The organism is Micrococcus sp. HMSC067E09, from assembly GCF_001812555.1.
In the GTDB taxonomy this organism is placed as follows: domain Bacteria; phylum Actinomycetota; class Actinomycetes; order Actinomycetales; family Micrococcaceae; genus Micrococcus; species Micrococcus lylae.
The window spans coordinates 40,016-60,358 of sequence record NZ_KV809443.1 but is presented as its reverse complement, the minus strand read 5'-3'; the positions used below and the strand labels follow the sequence as shown (position 1 = coordinate 60,358).

The window sequence follows — 20,343 nt, the reverse complement described above, 5'->3', positions numbered from 1 at the left end:
ATGCCCAAGCGCACCGACCTGAACTCCGTCCTGGTCATCGGCTCCGGACCGATCGTCATCGGCCAGGCGGCCGAGTTCGACTACTCCGGCACCCAGGCCATCCGCGTGCTCAAGGAGGAGGGCGTCCGCGTCGTCCTCGTGAACTCGAACCCGGCGACGATCATGACCGACCCGGAGCTGGCCGACGCCACCTACGTCGAGCCGATCACCCCGGAGGTGGTCGCGAAGATCATCGAGAAGGAGCGCCCGGACGCGGTGCTGCCGACCCTCGGCGGGCAGACCGCCCTCAACACGGCCATCGCCCTGGACAAGGACGGCGTGCTGGAGAAGTTCGGCGTCGAGCTCATCGGCGCGAACATCGACGCCATCGAACTGGGCGAGAACCGCGAGAAGTTCAAGGGTGTGGTGGAGCGCTCCGGGGGCGAGTCCGCCCGCTCCGCGATCGTCCACACCATGGACGAGGCCCTTCAGGCCGTGAAGGAGCTCGGCTACCCGGTGGTGGTCCGCCCGTCCTTCACCATGGGCGGCCTCGGCTCCGGCATGGCCTACGACGAGGCCGACCTGCACCGGATCTGCGGCGCAGGCCTGCAGTACTCGCCGACCTCCGAGGTGCTCCTGGAGGAGTCCATCCTCGGCTGGAAGGAGTACGAGCTCGAGATGATGCGCGACCGCAACGACAACGTCGTGGTGGTCTGCTCCATCGAGAACGTGGACCCGGTGGGCGTGCACACCGGCGACTCCATCACCGTCGCCCCGGCGATGACCCTGACCGACCGCGAATACCAGAGGCTCCGGGACATCGCGATCAACGTGATCCGCGAGGTCGGGGTGGACACCGGCGGCTGCAACATCCAGTTCGCGGTGAACCCGGAGGACGGCCGCGTGGTGGTCATCGAGATGAACCCGCGCGTCTCCCGCTCCTCGGCCCTGGCCTCGAAGGCGACCGGCTTCGCGATCGCCAAGATCGCCACGAAGCTCGCCCTGGGCTACACCATGGACGAGATCCCGAACGACATCACCCGCAAGACCCCGGCCTCCTTCGAACCCGTGCTCGACTACGTGGTGGTGAAGGTTCCGCGCTTCGCGTTCGAGAAGTTCCCGGCCGCGGATCCGACCCTGACCACCACCATGAAGTCGGTGGGCGAGGCCATGGCGATCGGCCGCAACTTCACCGAGGCCCTGCAGAAGGCGCTGCGCTCCCTGGAGCAGAAGGGCACCGAGCTGTCGTTCGATCAGGAGGCGGACCCGCACGCCCTGCTGGCCGCCGCCCGCACCGCGACCACCGAGCGCCTGGCCCAGACCCAGCAGGCCCTCTACGCCGGGGCCACCCTGGAGCAGGCGTTCGAGGCCACCGCGATCGATCCGTGGTTCCTGGACCAGTTCATGCTGATCAACGAGATCGCGGACGAGGTCCGCACGGCCGACCAGCTCACCGCGCCGCTGCTGCACCGCGCCAAGCGCCACGGCTTCTCCGACGCCCAGATCGGTCAGCTGCGGCACATGGACCCGGCCGTGGTCCGCGGCGTTCGCCATGCCCTCGGCGTCCGCCCGGTCTACAAGACCGTGGACACGTGCGCCGCCGAGTTCGAGGCCTTCACCCCGTACCGCTACTCCAGCTATGACCTGGAGACCGAGGTGGAGCAACACGAGTCGAAGTCCGTGATCATCCTCGGCTCCGGTCCGAACCGGATCGGCCAGGGCATCGAGTTCGACTACTCCTGCGTGCACGCCACCATGGCCCTGCGGGATGCCGGCTACGAGACCGTCATGGTCAACTGCAACCCGGAGACGGTGTCCACGGACTACGACATCTCGGACCGCCTGTACTTCGAGCCGCTCACCCTCGAGGACGTCCTCGAGGTCATCGCGGCCGAGGAGGCCTCCGGCGGCGTGCTGGGCGTCTTCGTGCAGCTCGGCGGCCAGACCCCGCTGAAGCTGGCCCAGGAGCTCGCGGACGCCGGCGTGCCGATCCTCGGCACCTCGCCGGAGGCGATCGACCTGGCCGAGCACCGCGGTGAGTTCGCCCGCGTGCTGGACAACGCGGGTCTGATCGCCCCGAAGAACGGCACCGCCGTGTCCTTCGAGGACGCCAAGCGCGTGGCCGACGCGATCGGCTACCCGGTCCTGGTGCGCCCGTCCTACGTGCTGGGCGGCCGTGGCATGGAGATCGTGTACACCGAGGAGGCGCTGGCCTCCTACGTGGAGCACGCCACCGAGATCACCCCGGACCAGCCGATGCTGGTGGACCGCTTCCTCGAGGACGCGATCGAGATCGACGTGGACGCCCTCTACGACGGCAGCGAGCTGTACCTCGGCGGCATCATGGAGCACATCGAGGAGGCCGGCATCCACTCCGGCGACTCCGCCTGCGTGCTCCCGCCGGTGACCCTCGGCCCGGACGTGCTGGATCGCGTGCGCACCGCCACGGAGCAGATCGCCGCCGGTGTGGGCGTGCGCGGCCTGATCAACATCCAGTTCGCCCTCGCCTCGGATGTGCTGTACGTGATCGAGGCGAACCCGCGCGCCTCCCGCACCGTGCCGTTCGTCTCCAAGGCGACCGGCGTGCAGCTGGCCAAGGCGGCCGCGCTGATCGGCGTGGGCCGCACCATCGCCGATCTGCGCGCTGCCGGCGTGCTGCCGTCCCGCTACGACGGCGGCACCCTGCCGATCGGCGCGCCGGTGGCGGTCAAGGAGGCCGTGCTGCCGTTCACCCGCTTCCGCACCGCGGAGGGCCGCGTGGTCGACTCGCTGCTGGGCCCGGAGATGCGCTCGACGGGCGAGGTCATGGGCATCGACAAGCACTTCGACACCGCGTTCGCCAAGTCCCAGTCCGCCGCCGGCGGCCCGCTGCCCACCTCGGGGCGCGTGTTCGTGTCGGTCGCGAATCGGGACAAGCGCACCCTCGTGGGCCAGGCCAAGCGCCTCGTCGACCTCGGCTTCCAGGTGGTCTCCACCGGCGGCACCGCCGAGGTGCTGCGGCGCAACGGCATCCCCGCGGAGGTCGTGGCGAAGATCGCCGACGCCGGGCACGAGGACGGCGCGGGCACCGTGCTGGAGCAGCTGCACGCCGGCACCGTCGATCTCGTGCTGAACACGCCCTCCGGCGGCGACGCCCGCACGGACGGCTACGAGATCCGTGCCGCGGCCACCTCGCTCGGCGTGCCGGTGATCACGACCACGGCCGAGTTCGGGGCCTGCCTGCAGGCGATCGAGGCCCAGCGCCAGTTCGAGTGGTCCGTGACCTCCCTGCAGGAGCACGAGTCGCGTCTGCAGGCCGCGCTGGACGATCAGGCCGGGGAGCGCACCGCCGCAGAGGCTCGGGCATGACCGCGGAGGCGACCGGGCGCGTCGGCATCGCCGGGCGGGTCCCGTTCGGGGCCCGCCTGGCGGCGGCCATGGAGTCCGTCGGTCCGCTCTGCCTGGGCATCGACCCGCACCCGGGCCTGTTGAAGGACTGGGGGCTCGACGACACGGCGGCCGGCCTCGAGGCGTTCTCCCTGACCGCGTTGGAGGCTGCGGCCGGAGGCGGTTCCCCGCTGGTGGCCGCCCTGAAGCCGCAGGTGGCGCTCTACGAGCGCCACGGTTCTGCCGGCATGGCCGCGCTGGAACGGCTGCTCGCCGAGGCCCGGGAGGCCGGGATCCTCACTATTGCCGACGCCAAGCGCGGGGACATCGGCTCGACCATGGCCGGCTATGCCGCCGCCTGGCTCGCCGACGGCTCTGCGCTGGCCGCCGACGCTGTGACCCTGAGCCCGTTCCTGGGCTTCGAGTCGCTGCGTCCGGCCCTGGACCTGGCGGCGGAAACCGGCCGCGGCGTCTTCGTCCTGGCGCTCACCTCGAACCCGGAGGGCGCCTCCGTCCAGCACGTGGGGCACGACGACGGCTCGGCCGCCCCGTCTGCATCCTCCTCCTCGGCGGGCTCCCGGTCCGCAGAGGCCGCGCGGGGGGCCGCCGGCGGCAGCGTGGCGGCTCGGATCGTCGCCGCCGCGGCCGCGGAGAACGCGCTCAGGGCAGGCGGGGACCGTCTGGGCCCGGTCGGCCTGGTGGTCGGCGCGACGGTCGCGGACCGGGCCCGTGAGCTCGGCATCGACCTGTCCGCCGTGCGCGGTGCCCTGCTGGCACCGGGCTACGGGGCGCAGGGCGCGACGGCCGAGGGCATGCGCAGCGGCTTCGCCGACGCGTGGCCTGCCGTGCTGGCGACGAGCTCCCGGGGCATCCTGAGGGCCGGGCCGACTGTCGCCGGGCTGGCGGAGGCACTCCGCACGAACCTGTCCGACCTTCAGGGATGACATGCACAGGCCGTGGTGCGTGACGGTCCGTGTCCCCGGTGATACTTTTTCGCATCGACATCGGTCTGATGTCTGACCTGAACTACAGTGGCTCTCAGGTTCCGCAAGAACCTGCCACAGCCACAGCATCGAGAGAGGTTTTCCATGGCACTGCGCGAACTCAGCGTGGAAGAGCGGGCCGAGGCCAGGCAGAAGGCGCTGCGTGCCCGTCAGCAGCGCGCGGAGCTGAAGAGCGATTTCGCTGCGGGCAGGGTCTCCCTGCAGGAGGTCTTCGCCCGGGCGGACGAGGACCCGGCCGTCGGACGCCTGCGCACAGTCGACCTGATCCAGGCCCTGCCGGGCGTCGGTGAGATCCGGGCCCGGCGAGTGATGGAGGTCTGCGGCATCTCCCCGGTGCGCCGCCTCAAGGGCGTCGGCCGTCGCCAGCGGGAGGCCCTCACCGCCTACATCGGCCGCTGAGCCGGACGCTCCCTCACCGTCGGGGCAGGGGAGCGGAAACCGCGGCGACCGGCCGCAACGCCACGAAGGAGCACACCGTGACCGAGAACCCCTCCATGGGCCCGCCGCCCGCCGTCCCGGGCGCACGGCCGAGCCGCAAGGATCCGCTGACCGGCCCCGGAGTGACCGTGCTGGCCGGCCCCACCGCCGTGGGCAAGGGCACCGTCTCCGCCTACATCCGGGACAACTACCCTCAGGTGTGGCTCTCGGTGTCCGCCACCACCCGTGACGCCCGGCCGGGCGAGGAGGAGGGCGTCCACTACTTCTTCGTCACGGCGGACGAGTTCGACGACCTCGTCGCGCGGGACCAGATGCTCGAGTGGGCGGTGGTCCACGGGGTGCACCGCTACGGCACCCGCCGGGACAGAGTGCAGGAGGCGGTGGACGCCGGCCGGCACGTGCTGCTGGAGATCGACCTCCAGGGCGCACGCCAGGTGCGGGAGGCGATGCCGGAGGCGACCTTCGTGTTCCTGTCCCCGCCGAGCTGGGACGAGCTGGTCAGCCGCCTGACCGGCCGCGGCACGGAGTCGGCGGAGGAACAGCGCCGCCGCCTCGAAACCGCTAGACTGGAGCTCGCCGCCGAGCCGGAGTTCGACGCCGTCGTGGTCAACGACCGCGTCGAGAGCGCCGCCAAGGAGCTGGTCCGCCTGATGGGACTGGACCCGCGCGCCTGAGGGCCCCGCCCGGACAGGACCGCCCCGGCTCGCCCCGAAGACCCCATGCGCCCCGCGCGCATCCACGCCACGCAACGACTGGAGAATCCGTGACCGATCAGTACGCCGGCATCGTCAACCCGCCCCTCGACTCCCTGCTGGAGCGGGTCGACTCCAAGTACGCCCTGGTGCTCTTCGCCGCGAAGCGCGCCCGTCAGATCAACGCCTACTACTCCCAGCTGCACGAGGGCCTGTTCGAGTACGTCGGCCCGCTGGTGGACACCGAGCTGAACGAGAAGCCGCTCTCCATCGCCCTGCGCGAGATCGAGTCGGACCTGCTGGTCTCCCGCGAGGCCACCGAGGAGGCCGCCGCCGTGGACTTCGCCGCCGAGGAGTTCGGTGATTTCACCCTCCCCGGTGAGGAGGACCCGTTCGGCGCCGCCGAGGAGGACCCGTTCGGCGCCGCCGAGGACCTCGAGACCGCCGAGGAGTCCTCCGAGGACTCCGAGAACGCCTGATCCCATGCGGATCGTCCTCGGCGTCGGCGGTGGGATCGCCGCGTACAAGTCGGCCTCGCTGCTGCGCCTCATGACGGAGGCGGGACATGAGGTCACCGTGGTGCCCACCGTCCATGCCGAGGAGTTCGTCGGCCGCGCCACTTGGGAGGCGCTCTCCGGCCACCCGGTGAGCACGGACACCTTCGACGACGTCGACCAGGTCCGTCACGTCCGTCTCGGACGCGAGGCCGAGCTGGTCGTCGTCGCACCGGCCACCGCGGACCTGCTGGCACGCACCGCCGTCGGCATGGCACCGGACCTGCTGGGCAACGTGCTGCTGACCGCCACCTGCCCGGTCCTGGTGGCCCCGGCGATGCACACGGAGATGTGGCTGCACCCGGCCACCCAGGAGAACGTCGCCGTCCTGCGCCGCCGCGGCGTCACCGTGCTGGAACCGGCCGTCGGCCGGCTGACCGGCAAGGACTCCGGCCCCGGTCGCCTGCCCGAGCCCGAGGACATCTGGGCCGCAGCCCAGGCCCTCGCCGCGGACGCCCCGGCCTTCTCCCGCGGCCGTGCCGTCACCCAGGAGGGCGCGACGACGGCACCGGCGTCCGCCATCTCCGTCGCCACGTCGGACCCCACCGTTCCCGACGCCCCAGCGTTCCTGGGCATCCCGGGCGACCGACCGTCGTCGGGACCCCTGAGCGGGCGTCGTGTGGTGATCACCGGCGGCGGCACCCGGGAGCCGCTGGACCCGGTGCGCTACCTGGGCAACCGGTCCTCCGGCAAGCAGGCCGTGGCCATCGCCGAGCAGGCCCTCGCCGCCGGTGCCGACGTCACCCTGATCGCCGCCGCCATGACCGCACAGCCACCGGCCGGCGCCGAGGTCGTGGACGTGGAGTCCACGCAGGAGCTGCTCGAGGCCGTGCTGGAGCATGCCCCGGGCGCGGACGTGCTGGTCATGGCCGCCGCCGTGGCGGACTTCCGGCCGGTGGACGTGGCCGAGACCAAGATCAAGAAGGGCGAGGACGGCTCCTCGCCGACCCTCGTGCTGGAGCGCACCCCGGACGTGCTGGCCACCGCGGTGGCCGAGCGTGCCGCGGGCGCGGACATGCCGGGGCTGATCGTCGGCTTCGCCGCGGAGACCGGGGACGGCGAGTCCTCCGTGCTCGAGTACGCGCAGGCCAAGCTCGCCCGCAAGGGCTGCGAGATGCTCGTGGTGAACGACGTCGGCGCCGGCAGGGTCTTCGGCAGGGACGAGACCGAGGTGACCGTGCTCTTCGCCGACGGTCGCGAGCCGGTCTCCCGCGCGGGGGACAAGACGGATGCCGCACGACTCGTCGTGGAGCAGATGACGCTCGCGCTCTAGCGCGTCCTCAGCGGACACTAGAATCGTCCGCATGACCGATTCGACCTCCACCACGTCTGCTCACGCCCCCTACCGCGGAGTCGGCGGCGGCGACCTGCGCCTGTTCACGTCCGAGTCTGTGACCGCCGGTCATCCGGACAAGATCTGCGACCAGATCTCAGACGCCATCCTGGACGCCTTGCTCGCGGCGGACCCGTCCGCCAAGGTCGCCGTGGAGACGTTGACCACCACGGGACTGGTGCAGGTGGCCGGAGAGGTCAACACCAGCGCCTACGTCGAGATCCCGCAGATCGTCCGCAAGACGATCCTGGACATCGGCTACGACTCCTCGGCCAACGGCTTCGACGGCGCCCAGTGCGGTGTCAACATCTCCATCGGCCAGCAGTCCTCGGACATCCACAGCGGCGTCATGACGTCGCTGGAGACCCGCGAGTACGGCTCCGCGGACGCCGTGGACGTGCAGGGCGCCGGGGACCAGGGCATCATGTTCGGCTACGCCACCAACGAGACGCCGACCCTCATGCCGATGCCCATCTACCTGGCCCACCGGCTCTCCGCACGGCTGACCGAGGTGCGCACGATGGTGGACTCGCCCATGCCCTACCTGCTGCCGGACGGCAAGACGCAGGTGACCATCGGCTACGACGCGCACCACCGCCCGAAGACCATCGAGGCCGTCGTGGTCTCCACCCAGCACCATGACGTGGTGGACCAGCCGACCCTGCGCCGGGACGTGGAGCAGCACGTGGTGCGTCCGGTCATCGAGGCCGCGGGACTGGACGTCTCTGCGACCCGCATCATCATCAACCCCGGCGGCAAGTTCGTCATCGGCGGTCCCGTCGGCGACGCCGGCCTCACCGGCCGCAAGATCATCGTGGACACCTACGGCGGCATGGCACGCCACGGCGGCGGCGCCTTCTCCGGCAAGGACCCGTCCAAGGTGGACCGCTCCGCCGCCTACGCCATGCGCTGGGTGGCCAAGAACGTGGTGGCCGCAGGCCTGGCCGACCGCGCCGAGTTCCAGGTCGCCTACGCCATCGGATCCGCCCGCCCGGTGGGCCTCTACGTGGACACCTTCGGCACGAACACGGTCCCGGAGGCGACGATCATCGACGCCGTGAACGAGGTCTTCGACCTGCGCCCGCTGGCGATCGTGAACGAGCTGAACCTGCTGCGGCCGATCTACCGCAAGACCGCCACCAACGGCCACTTCGGCCGCGAGGACGCGGACTTCACCTGGGAGCGCCTGGACCGCGTGGACCGGCTGCGCGCCGCCGCCGGCCTCTGACGGGAGTCCGCCATCAGCGAGGCCCTGTTCGCCCTGCCCGACCCTCCGGAGCGCAGCGCGCTGCCGGAGTCCGCCGAGGGCTGGCCGCGGCTGCCGGTGGCGAAGGTGGTGCTGGACTCCGCCGTCCCGCACCTGGACAGGGGGTTCGACTACCTCGTGCCGCCGTCGCTGGACGAGGCGGCCGTGCCCGGATCCAGGGTCACCGTTCGCTTCGGCGGCCGTGACCTCACCGGCTGGCTCATCGAGCGGGTCGAGGAGCCTGCCACCGGAGCCCAGCTCATGCCGCTGCGCACCGTGGTGACGAAGGTCCCGCCGCTGACCCCACCGGTGCTCGCGCTGGCGAGGGCCGTGGCGGTGCGCCAGGCCGGCGTCCTCTCGGATGTTCTCCGCGTGGCCGTGCCGCCGCGTGTGGCCCAGGTGGAGAAGGAGTTCCTCGCCGAGCCGGAGCTGGATGCGCCGGTGGCGACGCGGGCGAAGGGTGAGGCCGACGTCGAGGCGGCCGACCCTGCCGAGGCGGCGGGGGAGAGCGGCGATGCCGTACACGAGGAGACGGACGCGGCGGAGGCCGGTGCCGACGTCGGGACGCCGGTGCTCTCGCGCCTGGCGGGCGGGCATGCCTTCGTCTCCGCCGTCTGTGCCGGAGACGCCCCACGGGCGGCGGCTGTGCTGCCCTCCCGCGTGGGGGACTGGGACGAGGCGGCGGTGTTCGCGGACCTGGCGAAGACCGTGGCGGCCGCCGGACGCTCCGTGGTGCTGGTGGTCCCCGACCAACGCGACCTCACCCGGCTGTGCGCGGCGTTGGATGCGACGGTCGGCGAGCACGCCTACGCCCGGCTCACCGCCGAAGACGGCAACACGCCGCGGTATCGGGCGCACCTGCGTCTGCTGACCGGTCGGGCCCGGATCGCGGTGGGCACGCGGTCGGCGATCTGGGCGCCCGTGGAGGACCTGGGGCTGATCGCGGTGTGGGACGAGGGCGACGACGCCCTGGCCGAGCCGCGCGCTCCCTATCAGCATGTGCGGGAGGTCGCCCTTCAGCGGGCGCGTCAGGAGGGCGCCGGTGTGCTGTTCGCCGGCCTTGGCCGGACCGCCGCCCTGCAGCGGCTCGTGGACGCCGGCTGGGTGCAGCACCTCGCGGTGGACCGCGCCGAGCAGCGTCGGCTGGCCCCGCGCGTGCTCTCCACCGCGGACTCGTGGGAGTCCGCCCGCGACCCCTTCGCCCGGAGGGCACGGCTGCCGCAGGCCGCCTGGCGGGCCGCGCGTGAGGCCCTGGACGGGCGGACCCCGGGCCCGGTGCTGGTGCAGGTCGCCCGGGCCGGCTTCATCCCGGCGCTGGTCTGCCAGCGGTGCCGCACACCCGCCCGCTGCCGCCACTGCTCCGGGCCGCTGTCCTTCCGCGACCGCGCCGCCGCCCAGACCGGTGAGCTGTCCTGCCGCTGGTGCGGCGTGCGCGAGCGCGGCTTCCGCTGCCCGGAGTGCGGAACCCAGCAGGTGCGGGCAGGTTCCCGCGGCGTGGACCGCACCGCGGACGAGCTGGGCCGGGCCTTCCCCCAGGTGCCGGTGCTCTCGAGCTCCTCGGAGCACATCCTCACGGAGGTCGGGGACGATCCCGCCCTGGTGGTGGCGACGGTCGGGGCCGAGCCGGTGGCCCGCGGCGGCTATGCCGCGGCGCTGCTGCTGGACGGCGACTCCCAGCTCGCGCGTGAGGGCCTCGACGTGCCCGGCCGCGTGCTGTCCCGGTGGCTGGCGGCCGCCGCACTGGTGCGCCCGGCACAGGACGGGGGAGTGGCGGTGGTGACCGCCGACCACCCGGAGACCGTGGGCGCGCTGATCCGCTGGGACCCGGACGGCTTCGCCTCCCACCAGCTGCAGGAGCGGCGCGAACTCCACCTGCCGCCGGCCGGGCGACTGGCGGAGGTGACCGGCGAGGCCGCGGCGGTGGCCGAGTACCTGGAGCTGGTCGAGGAGGCCCGCCGGGAGGAGCAGCCGACCGGTGCGCACGCGCCGGAACCGCTGCCGTGGATCGGGCCGGTGCCCGAGGTCGCCGACGAGGCCCGGCATCGCGCCCTGCTGATCTTCCCGTGGTCCGCCGCCGAGGCCACCGTGCGCGTGCTCCGCAAGGCGAAGTCGGCGGCGTCCACGCGTGCCGAGCAGAAGCCGATCCGGCTCCGGCTCGACCCGGCCGGCATCCTCTGAGCCCGCTGAGGCCCACGCTCTGCACGGAAGCGGGCGACGCGGAACCGGCCCCTGCACCCGGCGAGGCGGGAGCCGGAGGAGGGTGCCGTCGTCGTTAGGCTGACGGGCATGCAGACCCACGGAGCCCGCCCGAGCGAGGCGCCCCCGGTGCGCCTGCGCGACCGCCTGCGACCGCCGAGCGCCGGCGACCCGTCCCTGTTCACCGGGGCCGCGGTGCGCGAACCGGTGCGCCACACCGTGCAGGTCACCGACCCGACCAGCGGTGCCGGCCTGCCGGTGGCCGTGTTCGAGTACCTTCCCGAGGGCAGGACGACGGCACGCACCGTCGTGTTCGTGCACGGCTTCCGCGGGGATCACCACGGGCTCGCCCTGCTCGCCGACTGCCTGCCGGGCGATCGGATCCTCGCCGTCGACCTGCCGGGGTTCGGGGCATCCGCGGCGTTCCCGGCGGCCGAGCACAGTGTGGCCCACCACGCCGGTGCGGTGGCGGAGGCCGTCGATCAGCTGCAGGTGCCGGGGGACGCGGTGCTGCTCGGTCACTCCTATGGGTCGATCGTCGCGGCGCACCTGGCGGGCCAGGACCCGTGCCGGTGGTCCGCCCTTGTGCTGCTCAACCCGATCTCCGAGCCGGCGCTGTCCGCGAACGGCTCCGTGGTGGACCGGCTGACAGCCGGGGTGGCGCAGGGCTACTACGAGGTGGCCGCGAGACTGCCGGAGCGGCTCGGCGACGCGATCCTGCGGGCCCGGCCGATCACCTGGCTCACCACGCTGCTGATGTCCGAGACCGCGGACGTGCGCATCCTCGCCCACACCCACGACCAGCACCTGCGCCACTTCAGCCGGTTCGCCACCCGCGCCTCGCTGGCGCAGGCGTACCGGGCCAGCACCACCGGCTCCGTCGTGGACAGCGCGGACCGGCTCGCCCTGCCGGTGCTGCTCGTGGCGGGCACGGAGGACCCGATGGGCTCGCCCGCCTCCCAGCAGGCCCTGGCCGAGCGGATCGGTGCCGTGTCCCCGCGGGTGTCCCTGGCGATGCTGCCGGGCGTCGGGCACCTGCTGCACTACGAGAAGGCGCCGGAGTGCGCCGCGCTGCTCGAGGGGTTCCTGGCCGGCTGAGGCCGCCGGTCCGGTGGGCCGTCCCCGCCGCGCCGGCGGCCGCCTCGTCTCACCGCCTCGTCTCACCGACTCGTCTCACCGACTCGCCGACTGGTGAGGACTCACCGTCTGGAGCGCCGCCAGGTGGGCGGATGAGTGCGTGTCCTCACCAGTTGTCGTCGGGGGGTGGGGACGTCCCCGTTCCACCGGCGGTCGCCTCGGGCCGGGTTGCCCGCACCGGCCCTGCGTGCGACCCTCGATCTCGGTCCGCCGATCCGCGCGGGCCCCGGACGAGGGGTGCCGTACCCGGACAGCGACAAGACGGCCCAGAGGAGCAGACATGTCCTGGATCGTCCTCATCCTCTCCGGTGCGCTCGAAGCCGTCTGGGCCACCGCGCTGAGCAGGTCGGAGGGCTTCACCAGACTGGGCCCGTCGCTCGTCTTCCTCGTCGCGCTGATCGCGTCCATGGGCGGCCTCGCCTTCGCGCTGCGCGAGCTGCCGGTCGGCACCGCCTACGCGATCTGGGTGGGCATCGGCGCCGCGCTCACGGTCGTCTACGCCATGTCCACCGGAGCCGAGCCCGTCTCCACACTCAAGATCCTCTTCCTGCTGATGATCGTCGGCGGCGTGATCGGACTGAAACTCGCCCACTGAGCCCCTCGGGTGTCTGCCGCCGCCGGCGGGGCTGAGACCCGTCGAGTCAGGCCCGACGACGGCCGGGCACCTGCCGGGACCGCCTCGCCTCACCGCCTCGTCGACTGGTGAGGACTCACCGTCTGATGCGCCGATACGGGGGCGGATGAGTGCGTGTCCTCACCAGTTGCCGTCGGAGGCAGGGCCGAGACCCGTCGAGTCAGGCCCGACGACGGCCGGGCACCCCGGTCTCGCGTCCGTCGTCGGGGGCGGGCTCAGGCGGGCAGAGCGCATGCGGACCTGAGCGGAGAGGCGAAACCGCTGGCCCGGACGCGTAGGATGGGCAGGCTTGACCCCTGACCCCATCGACGAAGGACCCCACGAGCGTGACCGCATCCAACCCCACTCCGGACACCCCGCAGATCCCGGAGGACGCCGAGTACTCGTTCCGCGAGGTCGAGGCCCGCTGGGCCGGCTACTGGGAGGCCGCGCGCACCTACGCGCCCCTCGAGGACGGACGTGAGCGCCGCACCGTGGTGGACATGTTCCCGTACCCCTCCGGCGACCTGCACATGGGCCACGCCGAGGCGTTCGCCATGGGAGACGTGAAGGCCCGCCACTGGATGCAGCAGGGCTATGACGTGCTCCACCCGATCGGCTGGGACTCCTTCGGCCTGCCCGCCGAGAACGCCGCCATCAAGCGCAACGCACACCCGGCGGAGTGGACCTACGCGAACATCCAGACGCAGAAGAACTCCTTCCAGCGCTACGGCATCGCCGTGGACTGGGATCGCGAGCTGCACACCTCGGACCCGGAGTACTACCGCTGGACCCAGTGGCTGTTCCAGCAGTTCTACAAGCGCGGCCTGGCGTATCGGAAGGACTCGCCGGTCAACTGGTGCCCGCAGGACCAGACCGTGCTCGCCAACGAGCAGGTCGTGGACGGCGCCTGTGAGCGCTGCGGCGCCGAGGTCACCAAGCGCACGCTGAACCAGTGGTACTTCAAGATCACCGAGTACGCGGACGCCCTGCTGGACGACATGGCCCAGCTGGAGGGCCGCTGGCCCGAGCGCGTGCTCGCCATGCAGCGCAACTGGATCGGCCGCTCGACCGGTGCCCACGTGGACTTCCAGGTGGACGCGGATGGCCCGGTCGTCACCGTGTTCACCACCCGCCCGGACACTCTGTTCGGTGCGACCTTCATGGTGGTGGCCGCGGATTCGCAGCTGGCCCTGGACCTCGTCACCGAGGACAGGCGCGCCGAGTTGGAGGCCTACCGCGAGGACCTGAAGAAGGTCTCCGAGATCGAGCGCCAGGCCACGGACCGCACCAAGACCGGTGTGGACCTCGGCCGTACCGCCGTGAACCCGCTGACCGGGCAGTCGCTGCCGATCTGGGCCTCGGACTACGTGCTGGCGGACTACGGCACCGGCGCCATCATGGCCGTGCCCGCGCACGACCAGCGCGACCTGGACTTCGCCCGCGCCATGGACCTGCCGGTCCGCATGGTCGTGGACACCGGCGAGGAGGACCCCGCTGTCTCTGGCGTCGCCACCGCCGGCGAGGGCATCCTGGTCAACTCCGGCGAGCTGGACGGCCTGACGAGCACCGACGCGATCGCCAGGGCCATCGAGATCCTCGAGGCCAAGGGCACCGGCCGCGGCACCACCAACTACCGCCTGCGCGACTGGCTGCTGTCCCGCCAGCGCTTCTGGGGCACCCCCATCCCCGTGGTGCACTGTGAGGACTGTGGTGAGGTGCTCGTGCCGGAGGAGCAGCTGCCGGTGACCCTGCCGACCGACCTCAAGGGCGAGCAGCTCGCCCCAAAGGGCCAGTCCCCGCTGGCCGCCGCCGACGCCTGGGTCACCGTGGACTGCCCGGACTGCGGGAAGCCGGCCCGCCGCGACTCGGACACCATGGACACGTTCGTGGACTCCTCCTGGTACGTGCTCCGCTATGCCTCCCCGCGGGACGACACCGCCGTGTTCGACGCGCAGGCCGTGGCCGACTGGATGCCGGTGGACCAGTACGTCGGTGGCGTGGAGCACGCGATCCTGCACCTGCTGTACGCCCGCTTCTTCACCAAGGCGCTGCATGACATGGGCCTGGTGCCGTTCACCGAGCCGTTCACGGCGCTGCTGAACCAGGGCCAGGTGCTCAACGGCGGCAAGGCCATGTCCAAGTCCCTGGGCAACGGCGTGGACCTCGGCGAGCAGCTGGACACCTTCGGCGTGGACGCCGTCCGCCTGACCATGGTGTTCGCCTCGCCGCCGGAGGACGACGTGGACTGGGCCGACGTGGCCCCCGCCGCCGCGGGCAGGTTCCTCGCCCGCGCCTGGCGACTGGCGCGCGACGTGCGCGCCGGCGGCGCCCCGGTGGGCGCGGACCTCTCCGCCGCGGAGGCCACCGCGCTGCGCTCGGCCACCCACAAGACCATCGCCGAGTCCTCCAAGCTTTTGGACGAGGGCAAGTTCAACGTGGTCATCGCCAAGACCATGGAGCTGGTCAACGCCACCCGCAAGGAGATCGACAACGGCGCCGGCGCCGGCGATCCGGCCGTCCGCGAGGCCGCCGAGGCCGTCGCCAAGCTGCTCAGCCTGTTCTCCCCGTACACCGCGGAGGACATGTGGGTCATGCTCGGCCACACCCCGTCCGTGGTGCGCTCCGGGTGGCCCGAGGTGGACGAGTCCCTCCTGGTGGAGGACACCGTCACCGCCGTGGTCCAGGTCAAGGGCAAGGTCCGCGACACCCTCGAGGTGCCGGCCGACATCTCCGAGGCCGACCTCGAGGCCGCCGCCCGCGCCTCCGAGAAGGTCCAGCGGTTCATCGGTGACGCCGAGATCGTCAAGGTGATCGTCCGCGCGCCGAAACTGGTCAACCTCGTCATCCGCTGATGGAGGCCGGCCGAGGAGAGGAGCCGCGGTGACGTCCGTGCTGCAGTGGCAACAGGACTACCAGGCGCGTGTGCGTGCCCGCCGGTCCCGGCTGGCCGGGCGGGTGCGCTACGGTCTGAAGCCGCCGCGCCGCGACCGCACGGCGATCGTCACCGACTCCTCGGCCGCCATCCCGTCGTCGGTGCTGGAGCACCCGCTGGCCGCGGGGCTGCGTCAGATCCCCATGCCCGTCATGGTGGGGGAGCAGATCTACACGGAGGGCTCGGAGGAGCTGCACCAGGAGCTGCCGTTCGCCCTGGCCGCCAACCTGCCGGTGCGGACCTCCCGCCCGTCCCCGGGCGGGTTCGAGGAGACCTACCGCGAGCTCGAGGCCGCCGGGTACGCGCGGATCGTCTCGGTGCACATCTCCGGAGGCCTGTCCGGGACGGTCGAGGCCGCGAAGATGGCCGCGACGCGTGTGTCGATCCCCGTCGAGGTGGTGGACTCCCGATCCGCAGGCATGGCCCTGGGCTTCATGGTCATGGAGGCCGCCGTCCGGGCCGGCTTCGGGCTGCCGGTCGAGGGGATCGTCGAGTACCTGCAGGGCGCCGGCGAGCAGTCCCTGGTGATGTTCACCGTGCCGAACCTCGAGCAGCTGCGCCGCGGCGGCAGGATCAGCGCGCTGAAGGGCCTGATCGGTTCGATGTTCCAGGTCAAGCCCGTGCTGGCGCTGCGCGACGGGACGATCTGCCTGGTGGAGCGGGGCCGATCCTTGGACGCCGCCGTGGACCGCATCGCCGCCGCCGCACAGGCCAAGGCCGAGGCGGAGCCCTGCGGGATCGCCGTCCACGGCTACGGCAATCGGCCTGCCGCGGAGGCACTGGCCGCACGCCTGCAGCCGTTCTCGCAGACCCCGATCCCCGTGGTCGACTTCCCGGCTGTGCTCGCCGCCCACCTCGGCCTCGGCGGCCTCGGCGTGATCGCCACCCCGTTGCTTGAGGGGGACGACGCGGCCGACGTCGGCGGCTCCGGGGCCGGCGGTGCGGGCGCTGTCGACGCCAGTGCCGAGGGCGCGTCGGTCGCGACGAGGGAAGACACGCCCAAGGAGCCGTCCGTTCCTGCACAGGCGACCGACCCGGCCGAACCATCCACAGAAGAGGCCTGAGCCCGGCAGAGGGGCAGTCCGGGAGGGCACCGTGGACGCATGAGTCCACAGCCGCAGCAGTCCGCACCCGCATCCGAGCAGGGCCTGATTCCCGACGACGGGCCCTCGCCTTCCCCGGATCCCTCACCCGGCGCTGTGCGCACCGGGTTCGTCGACGACCCCGTGGCGGCCTCGGCCTGGGAGGAGGAACCGCCGCGGGTCCCCGTGTTCCGCTGGCGCATGGTCGGCAGCGCGGTCATGGTGCTGGTGGTGGCGGTGGCCGCGTGGTGGGCGGTGACCTGGCTGATGCGTCCGTCCGCGCCGGAGCCGGTTCCGGTGGACACGCAGGCGCGGCATGGCGTCGGGGCCGAGGGCCATGCCGGGGAAGGAAGGACCGGTGACCGCGACGGGCCCGGTGGAGGTGAGGATCCGTCGTCGTCAGGCGCAGGCGGTGAGGCCGAGGGCGCCGCAGCAGGCGGCGACCGAGCCACGGGGGAGCAGCCGAGAAAGGCCGCAGACGGCGAAAGGGAGACGACCGACAAGGACGGTGGGCGACAGAGCCGGGTGCGGGTGCACGTGATCGGCGAGGTGCGGTCGCCGGGGGTGGTGACCGTGCCTGCCGATGCGCGGACCGCCGATGCCATCGCCGCCGCGGGCGGGACCACGCCTGCCGCACAGGCCGAGCGGATCAACCTGGCGGCTCCGCTTCTCGACGGGCAGCAGGTGCTCGTGCCGTCGGAGCAGACGTCCGAGGAACAGCTCGAGTCCGTGCAGGCCCAGGCGCATGCGGTGGCCGGTGGGGTGGACTCGAACGCCCGCGACGCTGCGGTGGTGGGCGGTGCCGACGGGGAGGAGGGAACCGGTGCTGTCGCGGACGGGACCACGGGCCCGGGACCAGAGGCGCAGCACGGCGGTGCGGGTGAGGGGGCGGTTGACCTGAACACCGCGGACAGCAGTGCGCTGCAGACACTGCCCGGGGTCGGGCCGGCCACGGCGGAGAAGATCATCGCGCACCGGGAGCAGGTGGGGGATTTCCAGTCCCTGACGGACCTGGACGCGGTCTCCGGCATCGGCCCGGCGACGCTCGAGCGGCTCGCGCCGCTGGTGACCTGGTGAGCAGCGCGTGAATCGGCGACTGCCCGCCGCGATCGACGCCCGCTGGGCGCCGGCCCTGGTGACGGCGTTGGCGGTCGGGAATCTGGCGCCGCAGTGGACGTCGACGGGGACCACGCTGGTCTCGGTCGGGCTGGTCGCGGTCGCGATCGCCGCAGCGGTGACGGCGGTCGGGCTGAGGGGTCGTGCGAGGACTGCCGTGCCGCCGGCGACGCCGCAGGAGCGTGGGGCGGCTGCGACGCCGCAGGAGCGTGGGGCGGCTGCGGCGGCGCGGACGGCGGCCGGGGCCCTCGCGGTGGCGGCGGCCGTCGGAGCGCTGGTCTCGCAGTCGGTGGCGCTGCGCGTGGGAGAGGAGGAGCGCATCGGCTGGGCGCAGACCCTGCAGGCCGAGCAGCCCGTGCGCGTGGCCCTGCAGATCAGCACAGACCCGCGGGAGCTCGCCTCCGCCTACGGTGCCCGGCGTGCTGCGGTCACCGTGGACGTCACCGCCTTCGGACCGGACCAGCAGGGCATGGCGGAGACCGCCTCCGCCGTGCTCACCGGGCCAGAGGGCTGGCTGGAGGCCGCACCGGGGGAGTCCGTCTGCGCGGTGGTCGAGCCGCGGCGTGAGGACGGCACCGTGTTCCTGCGCGCCACCGCCGACCCCCGCCCGGCTCCCTGTGTCCGTGAGAACCCCGACGGCGAGCGCCCCGGCTCCCGCCCGGCCGCCCATGGCGGGGACGGCGTCGTGTCGCCTGACGCCGGCGGCGGCCGAGAGCGCCTGCGTGCCGCCTTCCGGGACCAGGCCGACGGCACCCTCGGCACCGCCGGCGAGCTCATCCCCGGCCTCGTTCTGGGTGACCGCAGCGCCCAGAGCCCGGAGACCGACCAGGCGATGAAGGACGCCGGGCTGAGTCACTTGAGCGCCGTCTCCGGTGCGAACTGTGCTCTTCTGGCGGGCGCCGTCACCGGCCTGCTCCGCCTGCTGCGCGTGAACCGGGCGGCCGTGTTCGCCGCGGTCATCGCAACGCTGGTCGTGTTCGTGGTGATCGTCGGGCCCGAGCCGTCGGTGCTGCGCGCGGCGGTCATGGGCGGACTCGGGGCCCTGGCGCTGTTCGGCGGGCGCTCACGTCATGCGTTCACGCTGCTCTGCCTGGCTGGGACGGCGGTGGTCGTCGCCGTGCCGGGGCTGGCGACGGAGCCGGCGCTCCAGCTGTCCGTCGCGGCCACGGCCGGCATCATCCTCGGCGCGCGGCCGGCGGAGGCACACCTCTACCGCTTCTTCGGCCATGTCCTGCCGGGCTGGGCCGCCCGCTGGCTCTCGGTCACCCTCGCCGTCACCACCTGTGCCCACCTGGCGTGTCAGCCGATCCTGCTCGCCATGACCGGCGCCGTCTCCGCCTACGCGATTCCGGCGAACATGCTTGCCGCACCGGCCGTGGCTCCGATCACCGTGCTCGGCACCGCGGCCGCAGGGCTCGTCCTGGCGCTGCCGCCCGTCTCGGCGGCCCTCGTCTGGGTGATCCAGTTCCCGGCCGCCTACATCGGTCTGGTCGCCCACGTCTGTGCCGGGCTGCCCGGCGCGCTCAGGCCCTGGCCCGAGAGCGGTCTCGGCCTCGTCCTCGCAGTCCTCACCGTGGCCGCGACCGCCGCCCTGTACGCCGTCCTGCTCCTGACCGAACGACGGCGGCACGCCCCCGTGCGCAGGCAGGGCCTCTCCGCTCCCCGGCGGGGTGGGAGGCTGACCGTGTCCGGTGTGCTCGTCGCCGTGCTCATCGCCTCGGGGGCCGGCGGCTACTCCGCCGTGGTCCTGCCCGCCCCCGCCGGTCAGGCTCCCGCAGACTGGGCGGTGGCGTTCTGCGATGTGGGCCAGGGCGACATGGCCGTGTTGCGCAGCGGCCCCGAACGTGCCGTGGTGGTGGACGTCGGTCCCGAGCCGGAGCCGGCGGCAGCCTGCCTGGAGGCGCTCGGCATCGCGCGGGTGGACGCCGTGCTCCTCACCCACCTGCACGCCGACCACACCGGGGGACTGGACGCCGCCATCGCCCTGGGAGCACCCGCCCTGCGCCATGCCACCCGCGGCGAGGGCGTCCGGGGCCTCGGGCTGCCCGCTGCCGCCGGTGAGGAGGCAGGCACCGTTCCGCCGCCGGGCTCCCGCCGCCTGCGCACCGGAGACCGGGAGAGCTCCGGAGACGTGACCTGGCAGGTGCTGCTCGCAGATGAGGACGCCGCCACGGAGAACGACGCCTCCGCCCAGATCCTCGCCACCGTGCAGACCGGCCGCGGTCCGCTGCGCGTCTTCTTCACCGGGGACATCGAGCAGGATGCCGCCGATGCCTGGATCGCCGGACGCCATGAGGATGCCGCGGCGCCGCCGGCGCACGCGCACCTGTACTCCGTCGCCCACCACGGCGCCCGCAACGGCGGGGCCGCCCTGCCCCGGGCCGTCGATGCCGACGCCTACGTGGTCTCCGCCGGACGGGACAACCCCTACGGCCACCCGCACCCGCAGACCCTGCAGGTCCTGGCCCCGCTGGGAGCGGTGCTGCGCACGGACGAGGCGGGGACCGTCGTCGTGAGCCTCGAGGCGGGCACCGCGCAGGACCTGGAGCACCCCGCCGACGACGGGACGAGCCCGGCGGGGGCGCAGACCACGGCGCGGCTGCGCTTCCACGCGCTGAGCACAGGGCCGGAGGGCGGGGGCCGATGACCCGT

General features: G+C 72.8%; 14 protein-coding genes and 1 riboswitch. All 14 genes read left to right on the top strand.

Going from position 1 to position 20,343, the window contains the following annotated elements; all coding sequences use genetic code 11:
* The 14 genes from carB (at nt 1) to HMPREF2863_RS07110 (ending at nt 20,338) form a co-directional block, all read left to right on the top strand.
* Nucleotides 1-3,327, top strand: a complete 3,327-nt coding sequence (carB, locus tag HMPREF2863_RS07175) for a carbamoyl-phosphate synthase large subunit (protein WP_070639078.1) — start codon at nt 1-3, stop codon at nt 3,325-3,327.
* Nucleotides 3,324-4,289, top strand: coding sequence for an orotidine-5'-phosphate decarboxylase (pyrF, locus tag HMPREF2863_RS07170; RefSeq protein WP_070639076.1), 966 nt, complete (start codon nt 3,324-3,326; stop codon nt 4,287-4,289). Before carB ends, pyrF begins: the two co-directional genes overlap by 4 nt.
* A 144-nt stretch (nt 4,290-4,433) precedes the next feature.
* On the top strand, nt 4,434-4,748 hold the full coding sequence (mihF, locus tag HMPREF2863_RS07165) for an integration host factor, actinobacterial type (RefSeq protein WP_070639075.1): 315 nt from the start codon (nt 4,434-4,436) through the stop codon (nt 4,746-4,748).
* Nucleotides 4,749-4,843: 95 nt separating this feature from the next.
* Nucleotides 4,844-5,461 (top strand): guanylate kinase, encoded by a 618-nt coding sequence (gmk, locus tag HMPREF2863_RS07160; protein WP_087133392.1) that lies wholly within the window; start codon nt 4,844-4,846, stop codon nt 5,459-5,461.
* Between the two features lie 89 nt (nt 5,462-5,550).
* Nucleotides 5,551-5,958, top strand: coding sequence for a DNA-directed RNA polymerase subunit omega (gene rpoZ, locus HMPREF2863_RS11540; RefSeq protein ID WP_083315293.1), 408 nt, complete (start codon nt 5,551-5,553; stop codon nt 5,956-5,958).
* A 4-nt stretch (nt 5,959-5,962) separates the two neighbouring features.
* Nucleotides 5,963-7,306, top strand: a complete 1,344-nt coding sequence (locus HMPREF2863_RS07150; protein ID WP_070639073.1) for a bifunctional phosphopantothenoylcysteine decarboxylase/phosphopantothenate synthase — start codon at nt 5,963-5,965, stop codon at nt 7,304-7,306.
* A gap of 31 nt (nt 7,307-7,337) precedes the next feature.
* Nucleotides 7,338-8,594 carry a methionine adenosyltransferase gene (gene metK / locus HMPREF2863_RS07145; protein WP_083315292.1) on the top strand — a complete coding sequence of 419 codons (1,257 nt, stop codon included), beginning with the start codon at nt 7,338-7,340 and terminating at the stop codon, nt 8,592-8,594.
* Nucleotides 8,595-8,690: 96 nt separating this feature from the next.
* Nucleotides 8,691-10,790, top strand: a complete 2,100-nt coding sequence (locus tag HMPREF2863_RS07140) for a primosomal protein N' family DNA-binding protein (protein WP_168165771.1) — start codon at nt 8,691-8,693, stop codon at nt 10,788-10,790.
* A 108-nt stretch (nt 10,791-10,898) separates the two neighbouring features.
* Nucleotides 10,899-11,906: an alpha/beta fold hydrolase gene (locus tag HMPREF2863_RS07135; RefSeq protein ID WP_070639071.1), complete on the top strand. Its 1,008-nt coding sequence runs from the start codon at nt 10,899-10,901 to the stop codon at nt 11,904-11,906.
* Between the two features lie 240 nt (nt 11,907-12,146).
* Nucleotides 12,147-12,216, top strand: a riboswitch (guanidine-III (ykkC-III) riboswitch).
* Nucleotides 12,217-12,225: 9 nt separating this feature from the next.
* On the top strand, nt 12,226-12,540 hold the full coding sequence (locus HMPREF2863_RS07130) for a DMT family transporter (protein ID WP_067191604.1): 315 nt from the start codon (nt 12,226-12,228) through the stop codon (nt 12,538-12,540).
* Nucleotides 12,541-12,905: 365 nt separating this feature from the next.
* Entirely contained in the window at nt 12,906-15,413 is a 2,508-nt protein-coding gene (leuS, locus tag HMPREF2863_RS07125) for a leucine--tRNA ligase (protein WP_070639069.1), read from the top strand.
* 28 nt (nt 15,414-15,441) lie between these two features.
* Nucleotides 15,442-16,557 (top strand): DegV family protein, encoded by a 1,116-nt coding sequence (locus HMPREF2863_RS07120; RefSeq protein WP_070639067.1) that lies wholly within the window; start codon nt 15,442-15,444, stop codon nt 16,555-16,557.
* A 39-nt stretch (nt 16,558-16,596) separates the two neighbouring features.
* A complete protein-coding gene (locus HMPREF2863_RS07115; RefSeq protein ID WP_070639065.1) occupies nt 16,597-17,652 on the top strand; it encodes a ComEA family DNA-binding protein in 1,056 nt (351 codons plus the stop codon).
* A 7-nt stretch (nt 17,653-17,659) separates the two neighbouring features.
* On the top strand, nt 17,660-20,338 hold the full coding sequence (locus HMPREF2863_RS07110) for a ComEC/Rec2 family competence protein (RefSeq protein WP_141756386.1): 2,679 nt from the start codon (nt 17,660-17,662) through the stop codon (nt 20,336-20,338).
* Nucleotides 20,339-20,343: the final 5 nt, after the last annotated feature.

Coding starts and splice junctions, on each gene's coding strand:
- HMPREF2863_RS07130 (WP_067191604.1), top strand. CDS start 12,226: ATGTCCTGGATCGTCCTCATCCTCTCCGGTGCGCTCGAAGCCGTCTGG.
- HMPREF2863_RS07115 (WP_070639065.1), top strand. CDS start 16,597: ATGAGTCCACAGCCGCAGCAGTCCGCACCCGCATCCGAGCAGGGCCTG.
- pyrF (WP_070639076.1), top strand. CDS start 3,324: ATGACCGCGGAGGCGACCGGGCGCGTCGGCATCGCCGGGCGGGTCCCG.
- HMPREF2863_RS07150 (WP_070639073.1), top strand. CDS start 5,963: ATGCGGATCGTCCTCGGCGTCGGCGGTGGGATCGCCGCGTACAAGTCG.
- HMPREF2863_RS07135 (WP_070639071.1), top strand. CDS start 10,899: ATGCAGACCCACGGAGCCCGCCCGAGCGAGGCGCCCCCGGTGCGCCTG.
- metK (WP_083315292.1), top strand. CDS start 7,338: ATGACCGATTCGACCTCCACCACGTCTGCTCACGCCCCCTACCGCGGA.
- carB (WP_070639078.1), top strand. CDS start 1: ATGCCCAAGCGCACCGACCTGAACTCCGTCCTGGTCATCGGCTCCGGA.
- gmk (WP_087133392.1), top strand. CDS start 4,844: ATGGGCCCGCCGCCCGCCGTCCCGGGCGCACGGCCGAGCCGCAAGGAT.
- mihF (WP_070639075.1), top strand. CDS start 4,434: ATGGCACTGCGCGAACTCAGCGTGGAAGAGCGGGCCGAGGCCAGGCAG.